The 26,565-nt window shown below is 75.6% G+C and carries 23 protein-coding genes and 1 pseudogene; 18 read left to right on the top strand and 6 right to left on the bottom strand.

Annotation, left to right across the window (positions count from 1 at the left end; translation table 11 throughout):
• Positions 1 to 32 precede the first annotated feature (32 nt).
• Together glgC and E9549_RS18120 are read left to right on the top strand one after the other, a co-directional pair.
• On the top strand, positions 33 to 1,253 hold the full coding sequence (gene glgC, locus E9549_RS18125) for a glucose-1-phosphate adenylyltransferase (protein WP_236827994.1): 1,221 nt from the start codon (positions 33 to 35) through the stop codon (positions 1,251 to 1,253).
• Positions 1,254 to 1,273: 20 nt separating this feature from the next.
• The gene (locus E9549_RS18120) at positions 1,274 to 1,768 is read left to right on the top strand and encodes a 2'-5' RNA ligase family protein (protein WP_236827993.1); all 495 of its coding nucleotides are present in this window, start codon (positions 1,274 to 1,276) and stop codon (positions 1,766 to 1,768) included.
• On the opposite strand, the gene E9549_RS18115 is transcribed toward E9549_RS18120, so the two are convergent.
• Positions 1,765 to 2,424: an O-methyltransferase gene (locus E9549_RS18115; protein WP_236827992.1), complete on the bottom strand. Its 660-nt coding sequence runs from the start codon at positions 2,422 to 2,424 to the stop codon at positions 1,765 to 1,767. The two genes, E9549_RS18120 and E9549_RS18115, sit on opposite strands and share 4 nt — an antisense overlap.
• 196 nt (positions 2,425 to 2,620) lie before the next feature.
• On the opposite strand from E9549_RS18115, the gene sigE reads away from it, so the two are divergent.
• The 4 genes and pseudogenes from sigE (at position 2,621) to E9549_RS18095 (ending at position 5,682) form a co-directional block, all read left to right on the top strand.
• Entirely contained in the window at positions 2,621 to 3,211 is a 591-nt protein-coding gene (sigE, locus tag E9549_RS18110) for an RNA polymerase sigma factor SigE (protein WP_236827991.1), read from the top strand.
• Positions 3,208 to 3,315, top strand: a pseudogene (locus E9549_RS24285) (zf-HC2 domain-containing protein); the annotation flags it as partial. The gene sigE and the pseudogene E9549_RS24285, both read left to right, overlap by 4 nt.
• Positions 3,316 to 3,821: 506 nt before the next feature.
• Positions 3,822 to 5,261, top strand: coding sequence for a S1C family serine protease (locus tag E9549_RS18100; protein ID WP_236827990.1), 1,440 nt, complete (start codon positions 3,822 to 3,824; stop codon positions 5,259 to 5,261).
• A 58-nt stretch (positions 5,262 to 5,319) separates the two neighbouring features.
• Positions 5,320 to 5,682, top strand: coding sequence for a twin-arginine translocase TatA/TatE family subunit (locus E9549_RS18095; RefSeq protein WP_236827989.1), 363 nt, complete (start codon positions 5,320 to 5,322; stop codon positions 5,680 to 5,682).
• 238 nt (positions 5,683 to 5,920) lie between these two features.
• Here the strand turns inward: E9549_RS18095 and E9549_RS18090 are convergent, their stop codons facing one another.
• Positions 5,921 to 7,072: an Mrp/NBP35 family ATP-binding protein gene (locus E9549_RS18090; protein WP_236827988.1), complete on the bottom strand. Its 1,152-nt coding sequence runs from the start codon at positions 7,070 to 7,072 to the stop codon at positions 5,921 to 5,923.
• Positions 7,073 to 7,226: 154 nt separating this feature from the next.
• On the opposite strand from E9549_RS18090, the gene E9549_RS18085 reads away from it, so the two are divergent.
• Both E9549_RS18085 and E9549_RS18080 read left to right on the top strand, forming a co-directional pair.
• Positions 7,227 to 7,916: an AzlC family ABC transporter permease gene (locus tag E9549_RS18085; protein ID WP_236827987.1), complete on the top strand. Its 690-nt coding sequence runs from the start codon at positions 7,227 to 7,229 to the stop codon at positions 7,914 to 7,916.
• Entirely contained in the window at positions 7,913 to 8,224 is a 312-nt protein-coding gene (locus tag E9549_RS18080) for an AzlD domain-containing protein (protein ID WP_236827986.1), read from the top strand. The genes E9549_RS18085 and E9549_RS18080 overlap by 4 nt, the downstream gene beginning before the upstream one ends.
• A gap of 11 nt (positions 8,225 to 8,235) precedes the next feature.
• Here E9549_RS18080 and E9549_RS18075 read toward each other — a convergent pair whose 3' ends face one another.
• Both E9549_RS18075 and E9549_RS18070 read right to left on the bottom strand, forming a co-directional pair.
• Positions 8,236 to 8,781 (bottom strand): DUF1003 domain-containing protein, encoded by a 546-nt coding sequence (locus E9549_RS18075; RefSeq protein WP_236827985.1) that lies wholly within the window; start codon positions 8,779 to 8,781, stop codon positions 8,236 to 8,238.
• Entirely contained in the window at positions 8,774 to 10,012 is a 1,239-nt protein-coding gene (locus tag E9549_RS18070; protein ID WP_236827984.1) for a magnesium transporter MgtE N-terminal domain-containing protein, read from the bottom strand. Before E9549_RS18070 ends, E9549_RS18075 begins: the two co-directional genes overlap by 8 nt.
• 25 nt (positions 10,013 to 10,037) lie before the next feature.
• On the opposite strand from E9549_RS18070, the gene E9549_RS18065 reads away from it, so the two are divergent.
• From E9549_RS18065 to E9549_RS18055, 3 genes are all read left to right on the top strand, one after another.
• Complete coding sequence (locus E9549_RS18065) at positions 10,038 to 10,943, top strand: PhzF family phenazine biosynthesis protein (protein ID WP_236827983.1); 906 nt, start codon at positions 10,038 to 10,040, stop codon at positions 10,941 to 10,943.
• Complete coding sequence (locus E9549_RS18060; protein WP_374201426.1) at positions 10,847 to 11,866, top strand: DMT family transporter; 1,020 nt, start codon at positions 10,847 to 10,849, stop codon at positions 11,864 to 11,866. Before E9549_RS18065 ends, E9549_RS18060 begins: the two co-directional genes overlap by 97 nt.
• 148 nt (positions 11,867 to 12,014) lie before the next feature.
• On the top strand, positions 12,015 to 12,968 hold the full coding sequence (locus E9549_RS18055) for a CoA ester lyase (protein WP_236827981.1): 954 nt from the start codon (positions 12,015 to 12,017) through the stop codon (positions 12,966 to 12,968).
• A gap of 76 nt (positions 12,969 to 13,044) precedes the next feature.
• Here E9549_RS18055 and E9549_RS24280 read toward each other — a convergent pair whose 3' ends face one another.
• Positions 13,045 to 13,395 carry a DUF4190 domain-containing protein gene (locus E9549_RS24280; RefSeq protein ID WP_236827980.1) on the bottom strand — a complete coding sequence of 117 codons (351 nt, stop codon included), beginning with the start codon at positions 13,393 to 13,395 and terminating at the stop codon, positions 13,045 to 13,047.
• A 176-nt stretch (positions 13,396 to 13,571) separates the two neighbouring features.
• Between E9549_RS24280 and E9549_RS18045 the strand changes: the two genes are divergently transcribed.
• The 4 genes from E9549_RS18045 (at position 13,572) to E9549_RS18030 (ending at position 21,026) form a co-directional block, all read left to right on the top strand.
• Positions 13,572 to 14,771 (top strand): acyl-CoA dehydrogenase family protein, encoded by a 1,200-nt coding sequence (locus tag E9549_RS18045; protein ID WP_236827979.1) that lies wholly within the window; start codon positions 13,572 to 13,574, stop codon positions 14,769 to 14,771.
• A 148-nt stretch (positions 14,772 to 14,919) separates the two neighbouring features.
• The gene (locus E9549_RS18040) at positions 14,920 to 15,855 is read left to right on the top strand and encodes an NADP-dependent oxidoreductase (protein ID WP_236827978.1); all 936 of its coding nucleotides are present in this window, start codon (positions 14,920 to 14,922) and stop codon (positions 15,853 to 15,855) included.
• 74 nt (positions 15,856 to 15,929) lie between these two features.
• Positions 15,930 to 16,622, top strand: a complete 693-nt coding sequence (locus tag E9549_RS18035) for a DUF1028 domain-containing protein (protein ID WP_236827977.1) — start codon at positions 15,930 to 15,932, stop codon at positions 16,620 to 16,622.
• A 72-nt stretch (positions 16,623 to 16,694) separates the two neighbouring features.
• Entirely contained in the window at positions 16,695 to 21,026 is a 4,332-nt protein-coding gene (locus tag E9549_RS18030; protein ID WP_236827976.1) for an FtsK/SpoIIIE domain-containing protein, read from the top strand.
• 73 nt (positions 21,027 to 21,099) lie between these two features.
• On the opposite strand, the gene E9549_RS18025 is transcribed toward E9549_RS18030, so the two are convergent.
• Positions 21,100 to 21,396 carry a WXG100 family type VII secretion target gene (locus E9549_RS18025; RefSeq protein WP_236827975.1) on the bottom strand — a complete coding sequence of 99 codons (297 nt, stop codon included), beginning with the start codon at positions 21,394 to 21,396 and terminating at the stop codon, positions 21,100 to 21,102.
• A 200-nt stretch (positions 21,397 to 21,596) separates the two neighbouring features.
• On the opposite strand from E9549_RS18025, the gene E9549_RS18020 reads away from it, so the two are divergent.
• From E9549_RS18020 to E9549_RS18010, 3 genes are all read left to right on the top strand, one after another.
• Entirely contained in the window at positions 21,597 to 21,908 is a 312-nt protein-coding gene (locus tag E9549_RS18020) for an EthD family reductase (protein WP_236827974.1), read from the top strand.
• A 4-nt stretch (positions 21,909 to 21,912) separates the two neighbouring features.
• Positions 21,913 to 23,454, top strand: a complete 1,542-nt coding sequence (locus tag E9549_RS18015) for an acetolactate synthase large subunit (protein ID WP_236827973.1) — start codon at positions 21,913 to 21,915, stop codon at positions 23,452 to 23,454.
• A gap of 163 nt (positions 23,455 to 23,617) precedes the next feature.
• Complete coding sequence (locus tag E9549_RS18010; RefSeq protein WP_236827972.1) at positions 23,618 to 26,548, top strand: hypothetical protein; 2,931 nt, start codon at positions 23,618 to 23,620, stop codon at positions 26,546 to 26,548.
• Positions 26,549 to 26,565: the final 17 nt, after the last annotated feature.

The following is a 26,565-nucleotide window of genomic DNA, read 5'->3' as shown; positions in this document are numbered from 1 at the left end:
CGGGGGGACGGCGCAGCCGCTACGTTGCGGACATGCGCGGCGGTCCACGGGTTCTCGGCATCGTCCTGGCGGGCGGTGAGGGGAAGCGGCTGGCTCCGCTGACCCAGGACCGCGCGAAGCCGGCGGTCCCCTTCGGGGGCAACTACCGGCTCATCGACTTCGTGCTCTCCAACCTGGTCAACGGCGACATCCGGCACATCGCCGTCCTCACCCAGTACAAGAGCCACAGCCTCGACCGGCACATCACCCAGACCTGGCGCATGTCGAGCCTGCTCGGCAACTACGTCACCCCCGTGCCGGCGCAGCAGCGGCTGGGCCCGCGCTGGTACACCGGCAGCGCCGACGCGATCTTCCAGAGCCTCAACCTGATCTACGACGACCGCCCGGACGTCGTCGTCGTCTTCGGGGCCGACCACGTCTACCGGATGGACCCGGCCCAGATGGTCGACCAGCACCTGCAGACCGGGGCGGGCGTCACGATCGCCGGCCTCCGGGTGCCGCGGCGGGAGGCGACGGAGTTCGGCGTCATCGACTCCGACGCCGAGGGGAAGGTGCGGGGCTTCCTCGAGAAGCCGGCCGACCCGCCAGGGCTGCCCGACTCGCCCGAGGAGAGCTTCGCCTCCATGGGCAACTACGTCTTCACCACCGACGCCCTGCTGGAGGCCCTGCGCGCCGACGCCGAGGACCCCGACTCGGTCCACGACATGGGCGGCTCGATCATGCCGATGCTCTCCGAGGCCGGGGAGGCGTGGGTCTACGACTTCTCCACCAACGTGGTGCCGGGGGCCACGGAGCGCGACCAGGGGTACTGGCGCGACGTCGGGACGATCGACTCGTACTACGACGCGCACATGGACCTGGTGTCGGTCTCGCCGGTGTTCAACCTCTACAACGACCGGTGGCCGATCTACACGCTGGCGCCGCAGCGCCCGCCGGCGAAGTTCGTCCTCGGCGGACGCGCCGAGGAGTCGATGGTGAGCGCCGGCGCCATCATCGGCGGCGGCTCGGTGCACAACTCGGTGGTCTCCCCGGGGGTGCGCGTGGAGCGCGGCGCGCGGGTCGAGGACAGCGTGGTCATGGACGGCGCGTACATCGGCGAGGGGGCGCACGTCCGCCGCGCCATCCTCGACAAGAACGTCGTCGTCCCGGCCGGTGCCCGGATCGGGGTGGACCACGACCTGGACCGCGAGCGGTACCACGTCAGCGCCGGGGGCATCACGGTCCTGGGCAAGGGCACCCGCGCCTACCTGTGAGCGCGGGGCCGGCGCCGCTCGTGGTAACCCTCCTGCTCGACGAGGAGGACCAGGCCCGGTTCGACCGGCTGCGGGCCGAGCACTTCCCGCCGGAGCGCAACTGGCTCCAGGCCCACGTGACGCTGTTCCACGCGCTGCCGGGGGAGCACCAGGAGCAGGTGGCGCGCGACCTCCTCTCGGCCGCCGGCCGCGAGGCGTTCGACGTGGCGGTGACCGGGCTGCGGCTGCTCGGCCGCGGGGTGGCCTTCGAGCTCCGGGCCGCCGAGCTGACGGCGGTGCGCGCCGGGCTGGCCGCCGGGTGGGACCCGTGGCTGACCCGCCAGGACCGGCAGCGCTTCGCGCCGCACGTCACCGTGCAGAACAAGGTGGACCCCGCCGTCGCCCGCGGCCTGCACGAGCGGCTGCTCCCCGGCTTCGTCCCCTGGACGGTGCGTGCCCGGGGGCTCGGCCTGTGGCGCTACCTCGGCGGTCCCTGGTCGCCGGTGCTGGCCGCGCCGTTCCGCGGCGCCGGTTAGCCTCGCCGGGTCGCGACCAGCAGGCCGGTGCCGATCGGCAGGACGGCGGGCAGCAGGGTCTCGTCGTCGCGGATGGTCCGGGCGATCTCGCGCCACGCCACCGACTGCGGGTCCCGCGCGGTGCGGTCGGCGACACGGCCGCTCTCGAGCAGCCCGTGGAAGGTCGCCGTGCCACCGATCCGGACCAGGGCGAGCAGCCCGGCGAGGTGGTCGGAGTACTCACGGGGCGGACCGGCGCAGCAGACCATGTCGTAGGCGCCGGGCGAGAGCCGGGGCAGGACCTCGCCGGGGGTGCCGAAGATCAGCCGCGCCCGGCTGGCCGGCACCTTGGCCTCGGCGAGCGCGGTGCGGGCGGCCCGGAGCTGCTCCGGGTCGCCGTCCAGCGCGGTGAGCACCCCGTCGGGCCGCATCCCGCGCAGCAGCCACAACGCGGCCAGCCCGCCGCCGCTGCCGATCGAGACCACCGAGCGGGCGCTGCTCGTGGCGGCCAGCACGGCGAGGGTGGCGCCCACCGGAGGCTCCACGGGGGTGGCGCCCGGGAGGAAGTGGGCGCGGTGCCGCGCCGCCACCATCTCTGGCGACTCGGCGGCGAAGCGGTCGGCGTAGGCGGCGCCCGGGTCGGTGCCGCCCGTGGGCGGCGGCTGATCGGCGCTCATCACCGGCCGAGGGTAGTGGCCCCGGCGTGCGCGCCCACGTGCGCGGGCGCACCTGTGCGTCTCCTGGGAGTCGCGGTGCGCGGGAACACGGGTGTGCCCACCGCCCGTTGACCAGGACGTGCGCCTGATGCGAGCCGTGTCCCGACCCGCCGACTCCGGAGAGGTCGCGGGCGCCCCCGTCTGCGATCCTGGTGCCGTGCCCGAGGCCACCGCCCCCGCGTCCACCGCTGCCGCGGCGGAGCAGGACGCCTGGGTCGCCCCCACGTGGGAGCAGGTCGTCCGGGACCACTCGGCCCGGGTGTACCGGCTGGCCTACCGCCTGTCGGGCAACCCCCAGGACGCCGAGGACCTGACGCAGGAGACCTTCGTCCGGGTGTTCCGCTCGCTCGCCGACTACTCGCCGGGCACCTTCGAGGGCTGGCTGCACCGCATCACCACCAACCTCTTCCTCGACATGGTCCGCCGCCGGCAGCGGATCCGGTTCGACGCGCTGCCCGACGACACCGAGCGGCTGCCGGGCCGGGCGCCCAGCCCCGAGCAGGTCTACGCCGACACGCACCTCGACCCGCAGGTGCAGGCGGCGCTCGACGCGCTCTCGCCGGAGTTCCGGGTGGCGGTCGTCCTGTGCGACATCGAGGGCCTCACCTACGAGGAGATCGCCGCGACGCTGGGCATCAAGCTCGGCACCGTCCGCAGCCGCATCCACCGGGGCCGCGTCCAGCTGCGCGAGGCGCTGGCCCACCTGGCCCCGCGCCGGGCGGGTGTCCCGCGGGAGGTCGGGGCATGAGCATGTCGGAGAGCCACCTGGCCCAGGAGGCGATCGCCGCGCTGGTCGACGGCGAGCTCGCCGCCGGCCCGGCCGGCCGCGCGGCCCGCCACCTCGCCGGCTGCGCGACCTGCCGGATGGCGGTGGCCGCGCAGCGGGAGGCCAAGGAGGCCCTGCACGGCTCCTCCGACGTGGCGATGCCGGGTGACCTGATGTCCCGGCTGTGCGCCATCCCGTTCACCGCCGAGGTGCCCGGCTCCAGCGGCCCCGGTGCCATGAGCGCCTCGGCCGGGGAGCTGACCGTCACGGGCAGCTCCGGTGCCTTCTCCCTCGACCTCACCGACGGGCCCCGGCGACGCGGTCCGGCGGGTGGGCGCTGGTTCCGCCGCGGGGTCGCCGGCACGATCGTCGGTCTCGGGGCCGGCGTGACGGCGCTCGCGCTCACCCTGCCCGCCGACACCGCGCGGGTGCCCGCGGCCGACCCGGTCCGGCCCCAGCAGCAGACCGAGGTCGCGCCGCCGGTGCCCCGCCGGCGGAGCCGGGCCCCGCCGACGCCGCCGCGTACGCCCGTCCCGACGGGCAGTCGGGCGCCTTCGACGAGACGACGGCGCCCCGGCTCGAGGCGCGTCCCGTGCACGCCCCCCGGCCCACGCCCGCCCAGGCCGGTGCGTTCGGCCGGCCCGAGCAGGTGGCGGGCAGCTTCGCCGGCGACCGCCCGCCGCCGGCACCGCGCCCGGTCCCGCCCCCACCGCCCGAGGCGCTGCTGCGCGCCTTCGGCCCGCCGGCCCCCGGCCGGCGCGGGCTGGAGGAGCCGCCCGGGGGGCGTCCCGGGCGGCGTCGCACCGCCACCGGGCCGTGGTGGAAGGCCGACGCCCGCGTCGACCCGTGGCGTGATCCGGCATCCCCGGCCGGCCTGGGCGCCCCCGCGGTCTACGACGACGAGGAGAGCCAGCCCGGTCCGCTCGTCGTCGACCCCCGGGGCCGCCGCAAGGTGCGCCTGCGCGACCTGTCGGTGCGCCTCACCACGCTCGTCGTCCTCGGGCTGCTCGTCGTCGGCATCCTCGGCGGCGGCGTCGGCTGGTACCTGACCCGCACCGCGGACGAGGCGCCGCTGTTCACCCCGGGCACGACCCTCGCCCAGGTCGAGCCGCGCGGCACCGGTGAGCGGAGCGCGGTCTCCGACATCGCCGAGGCCGTCATCCCGGCCGTCGTCTCCATCGAGGTGCGCGTCGGCCAGGCCGGCGCCACCGGCTCCGGCGTGGTCATCGACGGCGAGAACGGCTACATCGTCACGAACAACCACGTCATCTCCGGCGCCGACGGGGTCGAGGGGGCGGAGATCCGCGCGGTCTTCTCCGACGGCAGCGGGTCGGCCGCGCGCATCGTCGGCCGCGACCCGGCCAGCGACCTCGCCGTCATCAAGGTCGAGAAGCCCGGTCTGGTGACGGCGGCGCTCGGCCGCTCCGGCGACGTCGTGGTCGGCGACCCCGTGGTGGCGATCGGCTCGCCGCTGGGGCTGGCCGGCACGGTCACCAGCGGGATCGTCAGCGCGCTGGACCGTCCGGTGCGGCTGTCCGGCGAGGGCACCGACACCAACGCGGTGATCAGCGCCGTGCAGACCGACGCCCCCATCAACCCCGGCAACTCCGGCGGGGCGCTGGTCGACGCGACCGGCGCCCTCGTCGGCATCAACACCGCGATCGCCTCGACGGGCGCCGGTGGCTCGATCGGCCTGGGCTTCGCGATCCCGGTGGACACCATGAAGCGGATCGCCGAGCAGTTGATCGCGACCGGCTCGGCGGTGCACGCGACCCTGGGGGTCAACGCCCGCTCGGTCACCGACGGCACCCGCGACGGCGCGCTGGTGGTCAACGTCGAGCCGGGCAGCCCCGGGGCACAGGCGGGCATCCGCGAGGAGGACGTGATCATCGCCGTCGACGAGACGCCGGTCGGCAGCTCGGAGGAGCTGTCCGTGGCGGTCGACGCACGCCAGCCCGGTGACGTCGTCACGGTGGAGCTGGTCCGCGGGGGCAGCTCGCGCACGATCGAGGTGACGCTCGGGGCCGCATGACCCCGGAAGGCGGCTACGCTGACCCCGGCAGCGCTGGCGGTCGGAAGGACGAGGAGCGGTGTTCGACTCGATCGGCTGGGGCGAGATCGCCGTCCTGGCTCTCGCCGCACTCTTCATCTTCGGTCCCGAGCGGTTGCCCGACCTCGCGAAGGAGGCGGCCGCGGGGCTCAAGCGGATGCGCGAGGCGATCACCGGCGTCCGCGCGCAGGTGAACGACTCCCTCGGCGACGACTTCGACGGGCTGCGCGACCTCGACCTGCGCAAGTACCACCCGCGCACCTTCATCCGCGAGCAGCTGCTGGGCGACGACGAGCCACCGGTCTCCCCGTCCCGGGCCGGGGGCGCGACGGCGGCCACGGTCGTCGCCGCCCAGGTGCGCGACCGCAGCGTGCCGCCGCCCTTCGACGTCGACGCGACGTAGCCCTCGCGCACCGCGCCGACCGCGGCGCACGCCCTGCGCCGGGGTCAGGTGCCCTGATCGTGGGGCGTCCTCCCTCGGCGCAGACGGTGCGGGGGGACGCCGTGCGGTGAGGGAGGACGCCGCCGCGCCCGGGTCCGGACGCGCTGAGGGGGCGCGACCCCCGCTCCCGCACGGCCCCGGACGCACCGCGGGGGCCGATCCCGGGTGGGACCGGCCCCCGCGGGGCGTGCTGCGGCCGCTACCGGCGGACGGGGGTGAGCCCCAGGGACATCCCCTGCAGCCCGCGCTGGCGGACGGCGAGCCCGTCGGCGATCTTCTCCAGCGCCTTCGCGGCCGGGGTCTCCGGGTCGGCCAGGACGATCGGCGCACCGGCGTCGCCGGCCTCGCGCAGCCGGGTGTCCAGCGGGATCTGGCCGAGCAGCGGCACGCGCGCACCGAGGGTGCGGGTGAGCGCGTCGGAGACCGTCTGCCCGCCGCCGGAGCCGAAGACCTCGACGCGCGAGCCGTCGGGGAGCTCCATCCAGCTCATGTTCTCGATGACGCCGACGACCTGCTGGTGGGTCTGCGTGGCGATCGCGCCGGCCCGCTCGGCGACCTCGGCCGCGGCCAGCTGCGGCGTGGTCACGACGAGGATCTCGGCGTTGGGCAGCAGCTGGGCGATGGAGATCGCGACGTCGCCGGTGCCCGGGGGGAGGTCGAGCAGCAGGACGTCGAGGTCGCCCCACCAGACGTCGGCGAGGAACTGCTGCAGCGCGCGGTGCAGCATCGGCCCGCGCCACACGACCGGGGTGTTGCCGGGGGTGAACATGCCGATCGAGATGACCTTCACGCCCAGGGACTGCGGCGGCATGATCATGTTGTCGACCTGGGTGGGCTTGTCGTCGACGCCCAGCATGCGCGGCACCGAGTGGCCGTAGATGTCGGCGTCCACAACGCCCACCGAGAGCCCGCGCTTGGCCAGGGCGGCGGCGAGGTTCACGGTGACGCTGGACTTGCCGACGCCGCCCTTGCCGGAGGCGACGGCGTAGACCCGCGTGAGCGAGCCGGGCTGGGCGAAGGGGATCACCGGGTCGGCGGCGTCGGTGCCGCGCACCGTCTTCCGCAGCTCGGCCCGCTGCTCGTCGTTCATCACGTCGAGGGCGACCTGCACCGAGGTGACCCCCGGCACCGCGCCGACGGCGGAGGTGACCCGGTTGGTGATCGTCTCGCGCATCGGGCAGCCGGCGACGGTCAGGTAGACCTCGACGGCGACCGAGCCGTCGGGCCCGATCCGCACGTCCTTGACCATGCCCAGCTCGGTGAGCGGCCGGTTGATCTCGGGGTCCTGGACGGTGGCCAGAGCGGCGTTGACGGCGTCGAGCGCCGGCGTGCCGGTCAGCTGGTCGGACATCGTGTTCGTTCGTCTCCTCACGAGCGGGGGACCGGCGTCCGGTGGTCGCGGCCGGAGCGGCGACCCGCGCGATCGGTCGCCTGCCACTCTACGGCGGCACGCGGACCCGACGGCCCGGCGGAGGGTGATCTGGGGCGCAACTAGGGTCGTCGCCGTGCAGCCCGACCGTGCGGAGACCCTGCGGGACGCGGTGGGCCTCGGGCTCGCCGTCGGCCTCTACGGGGTGGCGTTCGGCGCCGCGGCCGACGCCGCCGGGCTCGACGTCTGGCAGGCGGTGGTCCTCTCCGCGGTGATGTTCACCGGCGCCTCGCAGTTCGCCCTCGTCGGCGTCGTCGGTGCCGGCGGGAGCCCGCTGGCCGCCGTCGGCAGCGCGCTGCTGCTGGGTACCCGCAACACCGTCTACGGCGTGCGGCTGGTGCCGCTGCTGCGGCCCCGGGGCCCGCTGCGCCGCGCCGGGACGGCGCACTGGGTCATCGACGAGACGACGGCGCTCTCGCTCGCCGCCCCCGACCGGGCGCTGGCCGGGCTGGCCTTCCTCGTGGGCGGGGCGACGCTCTACCTGACCTGGAACGCGACGACCGTCGTCGGCGCGCTGGGCGCCGCCGCGCTGGGCGGCACGGCCCGGGCGGCGCTGGACGCGATCGTCCCCGCGGCGTTCCTCGCGCTGCTGTGGCCGCGGCTGGGCGGGGCCTTCCCCGAGCCCGCGGTGCAGCGCCGGGTGGCGCTCGGCGGCGCGGTGGTCGCGCTGGCGCTGACGCCGTTCGTCCCGCCGGGGGTGCAGGTGGTCGCCGCGGTGGTGGCGGTGGCCCTGGCCGGCCGGCCGCGCCGGGCGGTGGCCTCGTGAGCGGCACCTGGACGGCGGTGCTCGTCGCCTCCGTGGGCTGCTACCTGCTCAAGCTGGCCGGGATGTCGGTGCCGGCGTCGTGGGTGGAGCAGCCGTGGGTGGCGCGCGTCGTGGACTTCGTGCCCGCGGCGCTGCTCGCGGCGCTGGTCGTCGTGCAGGGGCTGACCAGCGGCGCGGAGATCGTCGTCGACGGCCGGCTGGCCGGGCTCGCCGTCGCGGCGCTGGCCCTGGCGCTGCGGGCCCCGTTCATCGTCGTGCTGCTGGTCGCCGGGGCGGCGGGCGCGTCGGTGCACCTGCTCACGGGATGAGGCGCGGTTCGTCAGCCCGGGGCCGCGCCGCCGCGTGCCTCGGCCTCCTCGCGCTCGCGTTTCCTGCGCTTCCTCTCGCGCTTCTCGGCGTCCTCGCCGTCGTCGCTCGCGAGGCGGTTGAGCTCGCCTCGGATGAAGTCGCGGGTGGCCAGCTCGCCGACGGCGACGCGCACCGCCGCCAGCTCCCGGGCGAGGTACTCGGTGTCGGCGCGGGTCGACGCCGCCCGGGCGCGGTCCTCCTCGGCCTGCACGCGGTCGCGGTCGGCCTGCCGGTTCTGCGCCAGGAGGATCAGCGGCGCGGCGTAGGCGGCCTGGGTGGAGAAGGCCAGGTTGAGCAGGATGAACGGGTAGGGGTCCCACCGCAGCCGGACGGCGAAGACGTTGAGGGCGATCCAGATCGCCACGACGATCGTCTGGACGGCGAGGAACCGCCCGGTGCCCAGGAAGCGGGCGATGCCCTCGGCGAACTGGCCGACGGCGTCGGGGTTCAGCCGCAGGAAGCTGCCGAACCGGCGAGCGCCGCTGCGGGGGACGTCGAGCCGGGGGCCCTCAGCCACGGCGGGCACGCTCCCGCCAGTCCTCGGGCAGCAGGTGGTCCAGGACGTCGTCCACGCTCACCGCGCCCACCAGCCGGCCCTGGGCGTCGACGACCGGGGCGGCGACGAGGTTGTAGGTGGCGAAGTAGCGGGTGACCTCGGCCAGCGGGGCCTCGGGCTTGAGCGGCTCCAGGTCGTCGAGCACGCCGCTCACCAGGGTCGAGGGGGGTTCGCGGAGCAGCCGCTGGATGTGGGCCAGCCCCAGGTAGCGGCCGGTCGGCGTGGCCGACGGCGGCCGGCACACGTAGACCTGGCTGGCGAGGGCCGGCGTGATCTCCTCCTCGCGCACCCGCGCCAGCGCCTCCGCGATGGTGGCGTCGGGCGCGAGGATCACCGGCTCGCTGGTCATCATGCCGCCGGCGGTGTCCTCGGAGTACTTGAGCAGCTGGCGCACCGACTCCGCCTCGTCGGGCTCCATCAGCTCCAGCAGCCGGTTCCGGTCGACGGCGTGCAGCTCGGAGAGCAGGTCGGCGGCGTCGTCGGGGTCCATCTCCTCGAGGACGTCGGCGGCCCGGCTCTCCTCGAGGGTGCCGAGGATGGTGATCTGCTCGGCCTCGGGCAGCTCGCCCAGCACGTCGGCCAGCCGGACGTCGTCCATCGCCTCGGCCACCTCGTGCCGGCGCTTGATCGGCAGCTCCTGCAGGGCGTGCGCCATGTCCGCGGCGTTCAGCTCGCGGTAGGTGGCGATCAGCGTCTCGGCGCCCTGCCCGGCCTGGGGCAGCGCCAGCCCGGTCACCTCGTCCCACTCCAGCTGGTGCAGCTGCCCGCGCCGGCCCAGCCGGCCTGGCTCCTGGACGGCGACCCGCGAGAGCAGCCAGTCCCCGGTGCGCGTCTGCTCCATCCCGGCGTCGACGACCGTCGCCGGCCGGCCGGACTCGTTGATGGTCACCCGCCGGTCGAGCAGCTCGCCGAGCACGAGGGTCTCGCCGGCCCGCTGCTCGAAGCGCTTGAGGTTGAGGGTGCCCGACGCGAGCAGCACCGCACCCGGGTCCAGCGCGGTCACCCGGCCCATCGGCACGAAGATCCGCCGCCGGGCGACCACCTCCACCACCAGGCCCAGCACGCGGGGGCACGCCGTCCCGACCCGCAGGCCGACGACGACGTCGCGCACCTTGCCGACCCGGTCGCCGTTGGGGTCGAAGACGGTCAGCCCGGCGAGCCGGGAGACGTACGCCCTGGTCGCCGTGGTCACGGTCGGAAAGGCTACCGTCGGGGCCGTGGCTGCCCCGGTCGAGCTGGAGTACGAGGTCGTCGACGTGTTCGCCCCGCGGGCGTTCGCGGGGAACCCGCTGGCCGTGGTGTTCGGCGCCGACGAGCTGACCACCGAGCAGTGCCAGGCGCTGGCCAACGAGTTCGCGCTGTCGGAGACCTCCTTCCTCTGCGCCCCCACCGAACCCGGCGCCGACCACCCCGGTGCACCCGGCGGTCCGAAGGCCGACTACCGGGTGCGGATCTTCACGCCCTACGCCGAGCTGCCCTTCGCCGGCCATCCCAGCGTCGGCGCCGCGCACACGCTGGTGCGCACCGGGCGGCTGCCGGCGGGGACGCTCCGCCAGGAGTGCGGCGCCGGCATCCTCGACGTGGTGGTGGACGGCGACGGCGCCACCCTCTCCGGCGGCTCGCCCACCCTCCAGGACGGCCCGGCGCCCGACCGGCTCGCCGAGGCGGTGGGGCTCGACGCCGCCGACCTCACCGGCGTGCCGTCCGACGTGGCCGGCTGCGGGCTGCCGTTCGGCTACCTCTCCGTGTGCCCCGACGCCGTCGACCGCGCCGAGCCCGACCCGAGGGCGCTGGCCGGGCTGGACGTGGGCGAGGGCGTGTCGGTGCTGTCGTGGGACGCCGCGACCGCCACCGCCCGCGCCCGGGTGTTCGCCCGCGACCTGGTCTGGGGCGAGGACCCGGCCACCGGCTCCGCGGCCCTCGGCGCCGGGGTGTGGCTGGTCGAGAGCGGGCTGCTGGCCGGTGAGGGCACGTCGGGCTACACCGTGCGGCAGGGCGAGCGGATGGGGCGGCCCTCGGTGCTCGAGTGCACCGTCACCGCCGCCGGGGGCCGCGCGGTCGCCGCCACCGTGCGCGGCGCCGTCGTGCCGGTCGCCGCCGGCCGCATCCGGGTGCCCAGCTGAGCGCCGCACCCGCGGCCACCGCCTGGGCGCTGCACCGGCCCGGGGGACGGGACTCCGGGCTGATCGTCCTCGCGGTCCTCGGCGTCTCCCTCTCCGCCCCGCTGACCGCGATGGTCACCGCGCCGATGCTGGCGCTGGCGTTCTGGCGCAATGCCGCGGCCGCTGCCGCGCTGCTCCCGGTGCTGCTCACCAGCGAGCGCGCCACGCTCGTCGGGCTCCGGTGGCGCGACCTGGGCAGCTCCGTCGTCGCGGGGCTGTTCCTCGCCGCCCACTTCGCCGCCTGGCTGCCCAGCCTGTCGATGACGACGGTGGCGGCCTCGGTCGCGCTGGTCACGACCACGCCGATCTGGACGGCCCTCGCCGCGCGCGTCTCCGGCGTCCGTCTGCCGCCCGCGGTGTGGTGGGGCCTGCTGCTGGCCTTCGCCGGTGTCGTGCTCGTCGTCGGGGTGGACGTGACCGTGAGCGCCGAGGCGCTGGCCGGTGACGGGCTGGCCCTGCTGGGCGCCGTCTGCGCCGGGGGATACGTGCTGGCCGGGGCCCGTGCGCGGCAGCGGCTGGCCACCTCGGCGTACGTCATCGTCTGCTACTCGGTCTGCGCGGTGGTGATCGCCGTCGCGGCCGTGGCCCTCGACGCGCCGCTCACCGGCTTCGCGGCGCGCGACTGGTGGCTGATCGCGGGCGTCACCGTCTCCGCGCAGCTGTTCGGGCACACCCTGCTCAACCTTGTGCTCTCCTCGGTGGGCCCGACGGTGGTGAGCCTCGCCGTGCTGCTCGAGGTGCCCGGCGCGCTGCTGTTCGCGCTCGTCCTGCTGCAGCAGGTGCCGCCGCTGCTGGCCCTGCCCGGGGTGCTGCTCGTGGTGGCCGGGGTGGCGATGGTGGTGCGGGCCGGCCGCCCGGCGACGCTGGTCGAGCCGGCGACCTGAGGAAGGACCCCGTCGCCCCCACCACTCACAGGCTCGCGGCGGGCCCCTGCGACGCGGCCGGCTGGCGCTCGTCGATGGGGGTCGGGGGCCGCGGAGCGGCGTCGCTACCCTCCGGTAGCCGAGATTTCCGATCCCTAGCGGAGGCACCGTGGCCGAGCTCCGATCCCGTCGTTCCAACCTCGCCGTCCCGGGCAGCAACCCCCGGTTCCTGGAGAAGGCCAAGGGGCTGCCGGCCGACCAGGTCTTCCTCGACCTCGAGGACGCGTGCGCCCCGCTGGCCAAGCCCGGCGCCCGCAAGAACATCGTCGCGGCCCTGAACGAGGGTGGCTGGGGCGAGAAGATCCGCACCGTCCGGGTCAACGACTGGACGACGGAGTGGACCTTCCAGGACGTGCTGGAGGTCGTCGGCGGGGCCGGCGCGAACCTCGACTGCATCATGCTGCCGAAGGTCCAGGACGCCGCCCAGGTCAAGGCGCTGGACATGCTGCTGACCCAGATCGAGAAGGCCAACGGCTACGAGGTCGGCCGGATCGGCATCGAGGCGCAGATCGAGACCGCGCAGGGCCTGATCAACGTCAACGACATCGCGTTCGCCAGCGACCGCATCGAGACGATCATCTTCGGCCCGGCCGACTTCATGGCCAGCATCAACATGAAGTCCCTGGTGGTCGGCGCCCTGCACCCCGACTACCCGGGCGACCCGTTCCACTACATCCTCATGCAGATCCTCATGGCCGCCCGCGCCCGCGGCGTGCAGGCCATCGACGGCCCGTTCCTGCAGGTGCGCGACGTGCCCGCCTTCGAGGAGGTCGCCAAGCGCTCGGCGATGCTCGGCTTCGACGGCAAGTGGGTGCTGCACCCGGGTCAGATCGACGCCGCCAACGAGATCTACGCGCCGTCGCAGGAGGACTACGACCACGCCGAGCTGATCCTCGACGCCTACGACTGGGCGACGTCGGAGGCCGGGGGCAAGAAGGGCTCGGCGATGCTGGGCGACGAGATGATCGACGAGGCCAGCCGCAAGATGGCGCTGGTCATCGCGGGCAAGGGCCGGGCCGCCGGTCTGCAGCGGACGTCGTCCTTCACCCCGCCGGAGAGCTGAGCTCTCCCTCCGGACGGGGCCCGGGTCGGCCCCGTCCGGAGGCTCGGCCCGAGCGCGTGAGGGCTGAGGGTCGGGCTCAGGGGCCGAACCCGGTGCTGGTCAGGGTCGCGAAGGCGGCGATCCAGAGCAGGACGACCAGCACGAAGAAGCCGGTCACCACGGCGCCGACGATGATCCCGGCCAGCGCGAGCCCGGCGCCGTCCTCGCCGGTCCGGCGGATCTGCCTGCGGGCCACGATGCCCAGCACCAGCCCGGCCGGCGCGAAGACGAACGCCATCACCAGGGCGAGGATCGCCAGGGTGTTGGTCGGCCGGCCCCACTGCGGAGGGCCGTACCCCGGGGGCAGGCCGTAGGGCTGCCCGTAGCCGGGCGGGGGGCCGTAACCGGGGGTGGTGCCGCCGTACGGCGACTCGTCGCGGGAGGTCACCCGCGGCACGCTAGCCCGCGTCCTCCGCGGGCGGTCGGACCACCGCACCGCCGCCCGGCATCCCGCACTCGCGTCCGGCCGCACCCGGGAGTGACCGAGCGCACGCCGAGGGCGCCCTCCCGGTGGCCCATACTCACCGGTAGCCCGGACACCGAGGTCCCCCGAGGAGCGAACCTGTGACGCGACTGGCCCAGACCGCCGACCTGACCGACATCCAGCAGGAGATCCTGTCGACGGTCAGGAACTTCGTCGACAAGGAGATCATCCCGCACGCGCAGGAGCTCGAGCACGCCGACGCCTACCCGCAGGAGATCGTCGACGGCCTCAAGGAGCTCGGCATCTTCGGGCTGATGATCCCCGAGGAGTACGGCGGTCTCGGCGAGTCGCTGCTCACCTACGCGCTGGTGGTCGAGGAGATCGCCCGCGGCTGGATGAGCGTCTCCGGCGTCATCAACACGCACTTCATCGTCGCGTACATGATCAAGCAGCACGGCACGCAGGAGCAGAAGGACCACTACCTGCCCCGCATGGCCACCGGCGAGGTGCGCGGCGCGTTCTCGATGTCCGAGCCGGGGCTGGGCTCCGACGTCGCCGGCATCCGCACCAAGGCGGTCAAGCAGGCCGACGGCGGCTACGTCATCGACGGCCAGAAGATGTGGCTGACCAACGGCGGCAGCTCCACCCTGGTCGCGGCGCTGGTGCGCACCGACGAGGGCGCGGAGAAGGCGCACCAGAACCTCACCACGTTCCTCGTGGAGAAGCCGGCCGGCTTCGGCGAGGTCAAGCCGGGGCTGACCATCCCCGGCAAGATCGACAAGATGGGTTACAAGGGCGTCGACACCACCGAGCTGGTGTTCGACGGCTACCGCGCGGAGGCGTCCGACATCCTCGGCGGTGAGCCGGGCCGCGGCTTCGCCCAGATGATGGACGGCGTCGAGGTCGGCCGGGTCAACGTCGCGGCGCGCGCCTGCGGCATCTCCATCCGCGCCTTCGAGCTCGCCGTCGCCTACGCCCAGCAGCGGGAGACCTTCGGCAAGCCCATCGCCCAGCACCAGGCGATCGCCTTCCAGCTGGCCGAGATGGCGACCAAGGTCGAGGCCGCCCACCTGATGATGGTCAACGCCGCCCGCCTCAAGGACGCCGGCAAGCGCAACGACGTCGAGGCCGGCATGGCCAAGCTGATCGCCAGCGAGTACTGCGCCGAGGTGACCACGCAGTCCTTCCGGATCCACGGCGGCTACGGCTACTCCAAGGAGTACGAGATCGAGCGCCTCATGCGCGAGGCGCCGTTCCTGCTCATCGGCGAGGGCACCAGCGAGATCCAGAAGACGATCATCAGCCGGGGTCTGCTCAAGACCTACAAGCTCAAGGGCTGAGCACCCGGACCCGGCCCCGCTCCTCGACGAGGAGCGGGGCCGAGCCGTGTGCGGGGGCAGTAGCGTCCTGCCCCTCGAGGGTGGGCAGAGCGCCACTGCCCGTCGGCCCTGTCCGGCCCCTCGCGGGCGGGGGTGTAGGCAGGGGGGCATGCGTGCAGCGGGAGTGACCGAGTTCGGCGGGCCGGAGGCCCTGCGCATCGTCGACGTGGAGCCCGAGCCCCTGGGGCCGGGTGAGGTGCGGCTGCGGGTCCAGGCGGCCGCGGTCAGCCCCACCGACACCCACGCCCGCAGCGGCGCCTACGCCGAGCGCGACCCGGTGAAGACCCCGCCGTGGGTGCCCGGCATGGACGTCGCCGGCGTCGTCACCGAGCTCGGCGAGGGCGTGGACCACCTGTCCGTCGGCGACCTGGCGATGGGCATCGTCGTGCCCTTCGGCCCGTTCGGCGCCTACCGGGAGGACAAGGTGCTGCCCGGCGACTCCGTCGTCCGCGCGCCGGCCGGGGCGACGGCGGTGGAGGCGTCGACCCTGCCGATGAACGGGCTCACCGCCCGCTTCTCGCTCGACCTCATGGGGCTGCGGTCCGGCGAGGTGCTCGCGGTGACCGGCGCGGCCGGGGCCTACGGCGGGTACGTCGTCCAGCTGGCCAAGGCCGACGGCCTCACCGTGGTCGCCGACGCCTCGGCGGCCGACGAGGAGCTGGTGCGCGGCCTCGGTGCCGACGTGGTGGTCCGCCGCGGGGACGACGTCGCCACCCGCATCCGGGAGCACGTCCCGGACGGCGTGCACGGGCTGGCCGACGGCTCGGTCCAGGGCGAGGCGGTGCTCCCTGCGGTGCGCGACGGGGGCGCGGTCGCGACGGTGCGCGGCTACCGCGGCAACGGGGAGCGCGGGCTGCGCTTCTTCCCGACGATGGTGCGCAAGGTCGCCACCGACCGCGCCGCCCTCGACCGGCTCCGGCAGCAGGTGGAGGAAGGTGCGCTGACCCTCCGCGTGGCACGGACCTTCCCGGCCGAGCAGGCGGCCGAGGCCCACCGCGTGCTGGAGGCCGGTGGCGTGCGCGGCCGGCTCGTGCTGACCTTCTGAGCAGCCGGGCCGGTTGAGCGCCGCGCGGGAGGGGCAGGAGCGGCGGGACGACCAGCGACGGACGGAGACCCGGCATGACCTTCTCGATCGTGGCGCGGTGCCCGCACACCGGCGAGTTCGGCGTCGGCGCCCTGACCGCGCTCATGGGGGTCGGCAAGCTCGTGGGGCATGCGTCGCCGGGCGTCGGCGCCGCCGCGTCGCAGGCGTCGATGAACCCCTACCTCGCGCTGGACGGGCTCCGCCTGATGGCCGAGGGGCTGGAGGCGCCGGCCGCCCTGGGGGAGGTGCTGCGGCGCGACCCCGGGCGCGACGTGCGCCAGGTCGGGATCGTCGACCGCAACGGCTGCACCGCGGCGTGGACCGGCGAGCGCACGCCGGGCTGGTCGGGCCACCTGGAGGACGACGCGGTGGTCGTGTCGGGCAACCGCCTGGTCGGCCGGCACACGCTCGAGGCGGCGTCGGAGGCGTTCCACGCCCACCGCGACCGGGAGCTCGCGGAGCGGCTGGTGCTCGCCGTGGAGGCCGGCGAGTCCACCGGCGGCGACACCGAGGGAGCCCGCTCGGGGCACGTGCTGGTGCTCGGCACGGAGGCCTACCCGCTCTGGGACATCCGGGTGGACTCGGAGAAGGACCCGGCCGTGCGCCTGCGCGAGCTGTTCGAGGAGTACCGCACCGACTTCCTGCCCGAGGTGCAGCGGCTGCCGACCCGGCGGGACCCGGTGGGGGCGGCCACCCGGGAGCTGCTGGGGGAGGACGCCGGGAACTGACCGGCGCCCGCGCCCCGGGGTTTTCCACAGCCGCGCCGGCCCGGTACCGGCGCGTCCGCCTACCGTCCGGACGTGCGGGTCCAGCTGAGCATCGCCCAGGACGACGGCACCTCGCTGGACGTCCTCGCCGACGTGGACGACGACCTGCCGGTCGGCCGGTTCGGCGCGGAGCTGGCCCGGGTGGCCGGCGTGCCCGCCCGCGGCGTGTGGCTCTCCGGGATGCGGCTCGACGCCGGGCAGCCGGTGGGGGACAGCGACCTCGTCGACGGCGCCGTCGTCCACCTGACCCCCGGCGCCGCCGCGTCACCGCCCCGCGGCTGGCAGCTGCGGGTGCTCAGCGGCCCGGGCAGCGGTCTGGTCGCCGAGCTGCCGGTCGGGGAGCACGAGCTCGGCCGCAGCGGCCCGTTCGGCCTCGCCGACCCGGCCGTGTCCCGCCGGCACGCGCTGCTGCGGCTGGGGGCGGACGGCGCCACGTTGCGCGACCTCGGCTCGGCCAACGGCACCACGCTCGAGGGCGCGCCCGTGCCGGAGGACGACGACGTGCCGGTGGCACCCGGGCAGGTCGTGCAGCTCGGCGACACCCAGCTGGTGGTCGGGCCCGCCCCGGTCGCCGACGCCGCGGTCGAGCCGGCCGGCCCGGGGACGCGCGCTCTCGTCCGCGCCCCCCGGCTCCTGCCGTCGGCGCACGAGGTGCGGGTGCAGCTGCCGCAGGCGCCGACGGGCCGCGATCCCCGCCGCCTGCCCTGGCTCATGGTGCTGGCACCGCTGCTGGTCGGCGTCGTGCTCGCCGCCGTCATGCGCTCGCCGCTGTACCTGGTGTTCGCCGTGGCGAGCCCGGTGATGCTGATCGGCAACACCGTCGCCGACCGGCGGCAGAGCGCCCGCGAGCAGCGCCAGGAGCGGGCCGGTCACGAGCGGGAGCTCGCCCGCGCCCGGGAGCGGATCGACGCCGCGGTGGCCGAGGAGACCGCCCGCCGGCGCGACGCCCACCCCGATCCGGCGACCGCCCTGCTCACCGCCGTCCTGCCCGGCCGGCGGCTGTGGGAGCGGCGCCGCACCGACCCCGACGCCCTCGACCTGCGCCTGGGCGCGGCCGACCTCCCCGCCCGCGTGGTCGTCGACCGCGCCGGCGGTGGCGAGCCGCCCGAGCAGCGCACCGTGCACGCCGTCCCCGTGGTGGTGCCGCTGGGCGAGGCCGGCGTGGTCGGGCTGGCCGGGCCCGCCGGGCCGCTCGCCGGGCTGCTGCGCTGGGTGGTGCTCCAGCTCGCGGTCACCCACCCGCCGCGCGACCTCGGGCTCACCCTGCTCGCGCCGGGGGGCGGGGCGGGCTGGACCTGGGTGCGCTGGCTGCCGCACGCCCGCCCGGCCGACGGCGAGGGGCCCGTCGCGCTCGTCGGCACCGACACCGAGACGGTGGCCGCCCGCGTCGCGGAGCTGACCGCGCTGGTCCGGGCCCGCCGCGCCGCGAGCACCGGCCGGGCCCTCCCGGAGTCCTTCCCGGCGCACGTGCTCGTCGTCGACGGCTACCGGGCGCTGCGGGCCACCCCCGGGCTGGCCCAGCTGCTGCAGGACGGCCCGGCGGTCGGGGTGTACGCCGTCTGCGCCGACGAGGAGGAGCGCTTCCTGCCCGAGTCGGCGACGGCCACGGCGCTGCTGGACCCGGCGGACGAGGCCCGGCTGGTCCTCCGTCGCAGCGGGCACGATCCCGTGCCGGCGGTGCTGGCCGAGCCGGTGCCGGTGGAGCTCGCCGAGCGGGCGGCCCGGGCGCTGGCCCCGCTGCGCGACGTGGCCCCGGAGGACGACGCCGTGCTGCCGGGCAGCGTGCGGCTGCTCGACCTGCTGGGCCTGGAGCCCCCCACCGCCGACGGCGTGCGGGCGCGCTGGCAGCTGGAGGGGCGCAGCACCCGGCTGGTCGCCGGCGCCGGGCTGCACGGCCCGTTCACGCTGGACCTGCGCACCGACGGGCCGCACGGGCTGGTCGCCGGCACCACCGGCGCGGGCAAGTCCGAACTGCTGCAGACGGTGATCGCCTCGCTGGCGGTGGCCAACCGCCCGGACGCGCTCAACCTGGTGCTCGTCGACTACAAGGGCGGCAGCGCGTTCGAGGACTGCGTGCACCTGCCGCACACCGTCGGCATGGTCACCGACCTCGACCCCCACCTCGTGCGGCGGGCGCTCACCTCGCTGCGGGCCGAGCTCACCCACCGGGAGCACCGGCTGGCCGACGCCGGGGTCAAGGACGTCGAGGACTACGTCGCGCTGCAGGCCCGCGAGCCGGGCCGGCCGCCCCTGCCGCGGCTGCTCATCGTGATCGACGAGTTCGCCTCGCTGGCGCGGGAGCTGCCCGAGTTCGTGACCGGCCTGGTCGACGTCGCGCAGCGGGGGCGGTCGCTGGGCATCCACCTGCTGCTGGCCACCCAGCGGCCCAGCGGCGTGGTGTCACCGGAGATCCGCGCCAACACCAACCTGCGCATCTCGCTGCGGGTGACCGACGGCGCGGACAGCAGCGACGTGCTCGACGCGCCCGACGCCGCCCGGATCGCGAAGTCCGCGCCGGGCCGCGGGTTCGCCCGGCTCGGGCACGGCGCGCTGGTGCCCTTCCAGGCCGCGCGGATCGGCGGGCGCCGGCCGGGCCGGCGCAGCACCGCCTCGCCGGCGCCGTCCGTCGTGCCGGTGGGCTGGCACCAGCTCGGGTACGCGCCGCCGCGGAAGCCGGCGACGGCGGCCCGCGCCTCCGACGACGAGGTCACCGACCTCTCCGTGCTGGTCGGGGCAGTGCGGGCCGCGGCCGAGGCCGACGGCGTGCCCGCGCAGCGCAGCCCGTGGCTCCCGGCGCTGCCCGCGCGGGTGCCGGTCACCGACCTCGGGGCACCGGAGGGCGGGGCCTCGCCCACCTGGCTGCCCTACGGCCTGCAGGATGTCCCCGCGACCCAGGAACGGCGGGTGGCCGCCTTCGACCCGGCGGCCGACGGGCACCTGCTGGTGGTCGGCTCGCCGAAGAGCGGGCGCTCGCAGCTGCTGCGCACCCTGGCCGGGGCCGCCGGCTCCCGCTGCTCGACCGCCGACCTGCACCTCTACGCGCTCGACTGCGGCAACGGTGCGCTGCTGCCCGTGGCCGACCTGCCGCACTGCGGCGCGGTGGTCACCCGCACGCAGACCGAGCGCGCCGCCCGGCTGCTCGACCGGCTCGCCCGGGAGCTGGAACGCCGCCAGCAGGTGCTGGCCGAGGGCGGCTTCGCCGACGTCGCCGAGCAGCGCCGCTCGGTGCCGGCGGGGGAGCGGCTGCCGCACGTCCTGCTGATGCTGGACCGGTGGGAGGGCTTCACGCCGGTGCTCGGGGAGCTCGACGGCGGCCGGCTCACCGACGTCGTGACGGCGCTGGCGCGCGAGGGCGCCTCGGCGGGGATCTCACTGGTGATCACCGGCGACCGGTCGCTGGGCACCGGGCGGTTGTCGTCCCTCACCGACGGCCGGCTGGTGATGCGGCTGGCCGACCGGGGCGACTACCCGCTGGTCGGCGTGCCCGGCCGGCAGGTGCCCGACTGGCTGCCGCCGGGCCGGGCGGTCACCGTCGAGGGTGCGGTGGAGACGCAGGTCGCGCTGCTCGGCGAGGACGCGTCCGGGCAGGGGCAGGCGGCGGCGCTCGCCGCGATCGCGGAGGAGGCGCACGTCCGGGACGCGCTGGTGCCACCGGAGGCCCGCCCGTTCCGCGTCGACGTGCTGCCCGCGCGCCTGGGCTTCGAGGCCGCCTGGGACCTGCGCCCGGCCGACGCCGGACCCGGCTTCGCGCTGGTCGGCGTCGGCGGGGACGAGCTGGCCGCGGCCGGGCCCGACCTGGTGGAGCGGGGGCCGGCGTTCGTCGTCGCCGGTCCGGTGCGCTCGGGCCGGAGCACGCTGCTGGCGGTGATGGCGGAGTCGCTGCTGCGGCGGGGCAGCGCGGTCGTCGTCTGCGCGCCGCGGCCGTCCCCGTTGCGGGCGCTGGCCGGCCGCCCCGGGGTGCTCGACGTGGTCGTCGACGCCGCGGCGCCGGCCGATCGGTGGCGGGAGCTGCTGGCCGCCGAGCCGGCCCGGCCGCTGGTGCTGCTGCTCGACGACGGCGAGGTCCTGCGGGACTGCCCCGCGGGGGAGGTGTTCCGCGCGGTCGTGCGCGGGGAGGTGCCGGGCCGCGGGCTGGTGCTGGGCGGGAACGCCGACGCGCTCTGCACCGGGCTGTCGGGCTGGCAGGTGGAGGTGCGGAAGGTTCGGCAGGGGGTGCTGCTCTCACCGCAGGGCAGCACCGACGGCGACCTGATCGGGGTGCGGGTCCCGCGCGGCGCTCTCGGCGGGCCGGTGCGGCCCGGGCGCGGGCTGCTGCACCTCGGCGACGGCGCCCTGCGCACGATCGCCGTGCCCACCGTGCCCTGACCGTCTCGGGGCCGGGACGCCGCCGGCCGCCTCGCGCGGGGCGGGGCGGCCGGCGGCGGTGCGCTGGTGGCGGTCAGCGGCCGAGGGCTCCGGCGAGCTGGGCGTCGGCGTCGCGGAAGGTGGCGGCGGCCTGGGTCAGGTACTGCGCCATGCCGTCGAGGCCGGCGACGGTGTTGCGGGCGCCGGCGGTGAACTCGTCGTAGGCGGCGGCGAAGCTGCGGCTGGAGGCGTCGGTGACGTAGCCGTCGGCGACGAGCTGGTCGACCAGGCCCTTCAGCTGCGCGAGCATGCCGTCGATCTCGGCCCGCCCGCCGGTGAGCCGGCCACCGGCGTCTTCCATCTGCTGGTAGGTGACGTTGACGTTGGCCATCGCGGGTTCCAATCGGGAGATCCGGGTGCACCGGGCACCGGCGGAAGCGGATACGCGGCGGAACGTAACAGCGCTGACCGGCGGGTCCGCCCGCTCGGCGGGGGCCTGTGGACAACCGTGCGGCGGTGGACGGCGGACTCGCGCCGCGGGCGGAAGCCCTGTTTGCTGACGGGCGGTAGGACCTGCGGAAGGAGTTCGGGATGGTGCACAGGCTCGTGGTCAGCTACGGACAGCCGGGGGACCCGGCCGCGTTCGACGCCTACTACCGGGAGACGCACACGCCGCTGGCGCTGCGCCAGCCCGGCCTGGTGCGGCTGACCTACGGCAAGGCGGCGTCGCTGGACCCGGCGCAGCCGGCGCCGTACCTGGTCGCGGAGCTCGACTTCGACTCCGAGGAGGCGATGACGCAGGCCCTGGGGTCGCCGGAGGGGCGCGCCGCCGGGCAGGACCTCGCCAACTTCGCCACCGGCGGCGCCACGTTCGCCCACTTCGACGTCCAGCAGGTGAGCTGACCCGGTGAACGGCGCACAGGCACTGATCCGGACCCTCGTCGACGCGGGCGTCGACGTCTGCTTCGCCAACCCCGGCACGTCGGAGATGCACTTCGTCGCCGCCCTGGACGACGTCCCGGAGATGCGGGGCGTGCTGACGCTGTTCGAGGGCGTCGCGACCGGAGCGGCCGACGGGTGGGCGCGCATGACCGGTCGACCCGCCGCGACGCTGCTGCACCTGGGCCCGGGCATGGGCAACGGGCTGGCCAACCTGCACAACGCCCGCCGCGGCCGGGCACCGATGCTCAACGTCGTCGGCGACCACGCCCGCTCGCACAAGCGGCTGGACGCCCCGCTGGAGTCCGACATCGACGCCGTCGCCGGCACCTTCTCCACGTGGGTGCGCCGCTCGCTGTCCCCGGCCGACGTCGCGGCCGACGCCGCCGACGCGGTGGCCGCGGTCGCCACCGGCGGCATCGCGACGCTGGTCCTGCCCGCCGACGTGTCGTGGGAGGAGGGGGCCGAGGTCGCCGCCCCGCGCCCGTCCCGGCCGCGGCCGCGGGTCGCGCCGTCGGTGGTCGACGACGTCGCCGCGGTCGTGCGCGCCGACGAGCCGGTGGTCCTCCTGCTCGGCGGCGACGTCATGGGGGAGGAGGGGCAGCTGGCCGCCGCCCAGGTCGCCGCGGGCACCGGGGTGCGGCTGATGGTGGAGACCTTCCCGGCGCGGTCCACGCGCGGCGCGGGGCTGCCCGACCTGCACCGGCTGCCCTACCCGCCGGAGATGGCGATGGCCGCCCTCGCGGGCACCCGCCACCTGGTGCTGGCCGGCGCGACCGCACCGGTGCACTTCTTCGGCTACCCCGGGGTGCCCGGCCACCCGGTGCCCGAGGACTGCACGGTGCACGTGCTCAGCGGGCCGGGCGAGGACGGCACCGCGGCGCTGCGGGCGCTGGCCGACCTGGTCGCCCCCGACGCCAAGCCGGAGGTCGCCGAGTTCGAGCGGCCCGAGCTGCCCACCGGCCGGCTGACCCCGCGCACGATGGCCGCGGTCGTCGGCGCGCTGCTGCCGGAGAACGCGATCGTCGTCGACGAGGCGCTCACCTCGGGGGCGGGGCTCACGGAGATGACCTCCGCCGGCCCGCGGCACGACTGGCTCGCGCTGACCGGCGGGGCGATCGGCGACGGCCTGCCGATGGCGCTGGGCGCGGCCGTGGCCTGCCCGGACCGGCCGGTGATCGGCATCCAGGCCGACGGCAGCGCGATGTACACGATCTCGGCGCTGTGGAGCTACGCCCGCGAGCAGGCCGACATCACGACCATCATCTGCGACAACGGCTCGTACAAGATCCTCGAGCACGAGCTCTCCCGGGTGGGCGCGGCCAACGACGGCGAGCGCGCCCGCAAGCTGCTCGACCTCGGCGGCCCGCGGCTGGACTTCGTCGGTATCGCGCAGGGGATGGGTGTCCCGGCGAGCCGCGCGGGGACGGCGGAGGAACTGGCGGAGCAGCTGAGCCACGCGCTGGCCGAGCCCGGCCCGCACCTGGTCGTCGCCGCGCTGGGCGGCTGACCGGCCGGGCGAGGAGGTCGTGATCGCCCGACGAGCCGCGACCGGACCGCTGTCCGGCGGGTGGCCGCGGGTATAGCGTCGCGCTCGCGGCGGGGGCCCGACCCTCGCGGACGGGCTCTCGACCTCCTCGCACCCGGCAGCGGGCACCCCGCGGGAGTCGACGATGGCCTCAGGTGACGGCCTGCCGAGCAGGCTCGGGATCTTCCTCGTCGACGCCGCTACCGGTGCCGTGCTCACGCGTCGGGCCGTCTACGCCGAGGTCGAGGTGCCGGTGCGCCCCGCGCGTGGATCGCTGCCCGTGCGCCTGAGGTCGGTGCTCGACGAGGCCGTGCACGGGAGCGGCGCCCTCCCGGCCGACGAGGCCGATCGTGTGGTGGCGGCGATCGAGGACGCCCTGGCCGAGACCCTGCCCCAGGACGAGCTCGAGCGACTCGAGACCCAGCCCGACGAGGTGCGGGAACTCGTCGAGGAGATCGTGCACGGCATCCTCGAGCACGTGCCGGGGGGCAGCACCGACCAGCTCTCGGACGGTGAACTCTCCGAAGCGACCGCGACGGTGCTGCGCCGAGCGGCCGAGGCGCGGGGGCTGCCGGTCCGCCCGCCGGTGTCCGGTGCGTGGCGCAACCCGCTGGGGGTGCTGGTCTCCGACCACGCCGGCTACGTCAGCTTCGACCTCACCCGGCTGGCCCCCGCAGCCCGGGGGCTGCTCGCGGGCGCGGTGGCGGAGCTGCGCTCCGGGGGCGCCGGACCCCTCGGGGTCGCCGTGCGCGTGCACCCCTTCGGCGGGGAGCGTCTCGACGTGCTCCCCCAGGGCAGGCTCGCCGACGACGCCGTGGTGGGCCTGGTCCACGCGCTGGGCGCCGACCTCCCCGTGGAGGCGGTCAGCGGCCTCCCGGCCATGCAGCGGCCCGGCCTCACCGACTGGCTGCTGTCACCGGGGTCGTTCGCGGCCAACCCGCAGCAACTGGTCGGTGGAGACGGCTGCGAGCACCTCTTCCCGGCGGCGCTCGCGCTGCAGGAGTTCGTGCTGCGGCAGGTCGTGCGCATCGTCGACCCGAGCGACGACCTGCGGGTCCCGGACGGGTTCCGGGCGGCGTACGTCGACGAGTACAAGGTCACCTGGCACGCGCTGGGGCACTCGCTCGGGGAGATCCGCTACAGCCTGCCCCTGGCCCCCGGGGAGAGCGTCCGGCTCGCGGTCATCGACTGGTCCTGGCAGGCCGGCACCACGCGTACCGAGGACACCGCGCTGGAGGAGACCCTCCGGCACGAGACCTCCCGGGACCGCACCGTCGCCGAGACCGTCCAGGCGGCGCTGCGGGAGACCCAGCGCGGCTCCTCGTTCATGGGCGGGACGGCCGGGTCGGTCGGGGGCAGTGCCGGCGCGGACGTGGGCGTGGTCGGCATCGGCGCGGCGGCGGGCAACACCTTCAGCCTCGGCGGGTCCACGGCCACGACGTCGGGCAGCCGTGACCTGGTGGCCGAGAACGTGCAGCGGCTCTCCGACGACTTCGCGCAGACCAGCGCCGCGCGGCGGGAGCTGCAGTCGACCGTCGTCGTCCAGGCGCAGGAGACGCAGAGCCAGACCATCCAGACCCGCACCTTCACCAACTACAACCGCGCGCACACCCTCACCGTCCTGTACCACGAGGTGCTGCGGCACTACCGGGTGACCACCGAGTGGGTCCGCCGCAGGCACGCCGTCCTGGCCAAGCTCCCCGCCCTGGTGGACTTCGACGCCGACCGGGCCAGGCAGCACCGCTGGCAGCTGGAGCCGGCACTGCTCGACCCCACCGTCGCCCCGGGCTTCGCGGCGATCGAGAAGCTCCGCGCCGCGAAGGCGGACCTGACCCGACGGGGCATCCCGAACGGGGTGGCACCGACGCCCGGGTTCTGGGAGGGCGACCTGGAGTTCGAGATGTTCGAGCTCGGCATCAAGTCCCGCGACGGGGAGGGGACGGAGGAGCCCGTCGTCGGCTACGTCGTCGTCCCCGGGACCGGGCTGGCGGAGAAGAAGTACGAGCTGCACTACGTCTACAAGGGCGCCTCGCCGGTGGGTGGGCTGCACGACCTGAACAAGGGCGGCCGGTTCGAGAGCAGCGCGACCATCTGGACCTTCGTGAAGCCGCACGACCCGGTGACGGGGCGGCACGTGCCGGTGCGCTGGGGCGACATCCTGGGCTTCCAGTTCGAGAAGTGGGGGGACGACGACGTCTGGCGGGTCGACTGGCTGACCATCAACGGCCTGGGCGCGAACGGGCTGTTCGTCTCACTGACCGAGGGCTCCCGCGACGTCGACCTGTGGTTCGAGGACGAGGAACCCGGGGGCTCGGAGGCCTTCACCTGGATCAAGCGGCCCGCCCCCCGGCAGCCGGACAACCCCGGGATCCCCGGGGCCGACGCCGCGCTGACCCCGGAGGAGCACGCGTCGATCGACCGGCTCGTGACCCACCTGCAGTCGGCTCGCGAGCACTACAACCGCGTGCTGCGGCTCACCACCGACCCCGGCGCTCTCGCCCGGGCATTCGAGTCCCAGCAGTGGACCGCCGGCGTCTCGATGGACGAGGCGGTCCTGCCGCGGCCGCTGGAGGTGTTCGGCAGCTACGTCGCCTACCCCCTGGCCCGCCAGCCGTCCGACGAGGAGGTCGAGCGCCGGGCCGGTGCCCTGCGGGCACGATCCGAGGTGCTGATCACGATGCCGACCCGCGGCGTCTTCGCCGAGGGGAAGCTGGGCCACTGCAGCGTCGCGGAGGAGATCGACAACACCCGCTTCTGGAAGTGGGAGGAGCACCCGCTGCCGATCACCCCGTCGGAGATCGCGCCGGCCGTACCCGTCGCCCCCACCCCGCAGCAGCAGGACGCCACTCCCACGGCGTTCCCGGCGCCGGTGGTCACGGTCGTCGCGCCCGGCCAGGCCCCCGACCCGACCGGGCTCGCCGCCGCCCTGGACCTGCTGGGTCGCCCGGAGATCTTCCGCGACATGTCGTCCCGGGCGGAGGTGGCCGACCTGCTGGCGCGGCTCTCGGACAACACCATCTCCATCGCCGAGGCGGCCAACCGGGCACGGCAGATCACCGGCGGTGGCGGCCGGTGATCTGCCGTGCCCGGTTG

The organism is Blastococcus sp. MG754426 (assembly GCF_021699055.1).
Classification (GTDB): Bacteria; Actinomycetota; Actinomycetes; order Mycobacteriales; family Geodermatophilaceae; genus Blastococcus.
Note: the sequence above shows the minus strand (reverse complement) of the source record. Positions and strands in the feature narration are given on the sequence as shown.

Excerpts from the sequence above, each read along its gene's own strand:
- E9549_RS18035 (WP_236827977.1), top strand. The coding sequence starts at position 15,930 with ATGACCTTCTCGATCGTGGCGCGGTGCCCGCACACCGGCGAGTTCGGC.
- glgC (WP_236827994.1), top strand. The coding sequence starts at position 33 with ATGCGCGGCGGTCCACGGGTTCTCGGCATCGTCCTGGCGGGCGGTGAG.
- E9549_RS18040 (WP_236827978.1), top strand. The coding sequence starts at position 14,920 with ATGCGTGCAGCGGGAGTGACCGAGTTCGGCGGGCCGGAGGCCCTGCGC.
- E9549_RS18010 (WP_236827972.1), top strand. The coding sequence starts at position 23,618 with ATGGCCTCAGGTGACGGCCTGCCGAGCAGGCTCGGGATCTTCCTCGTC.
- E9549_RS18020 (WP_236827974.1), top strand. The coding sequence starts at position 21,597 with ATGGTGCACAGGCTCGTGGTCAGCTACGGACAGCCGGGGGACCCGGCC.
- E9549_RS18115 (WP_236827992.1), bottom strand. The coding sequence starts at position 2,424 with ATGAGCGCCGATCAGCCGCCGCCCACGGGCGGCACCGACCCGGGCGCC.
- E9549_RS18090 (WP_236827988.1), bottom strand. The coding sequence starts at position 7,072 with ATGTCCGACCAGCTGACCGGCACGCCGGCGCTCGACGCCGTCAACGCC.
- E9549_RS18025 (WP_236827975.1), bottom strand. The coding sequence starts at position 21,396 with ATGGCCAACGTCAACGTCACCTACCAGCAGATGGAAGACGCCGGTGGC.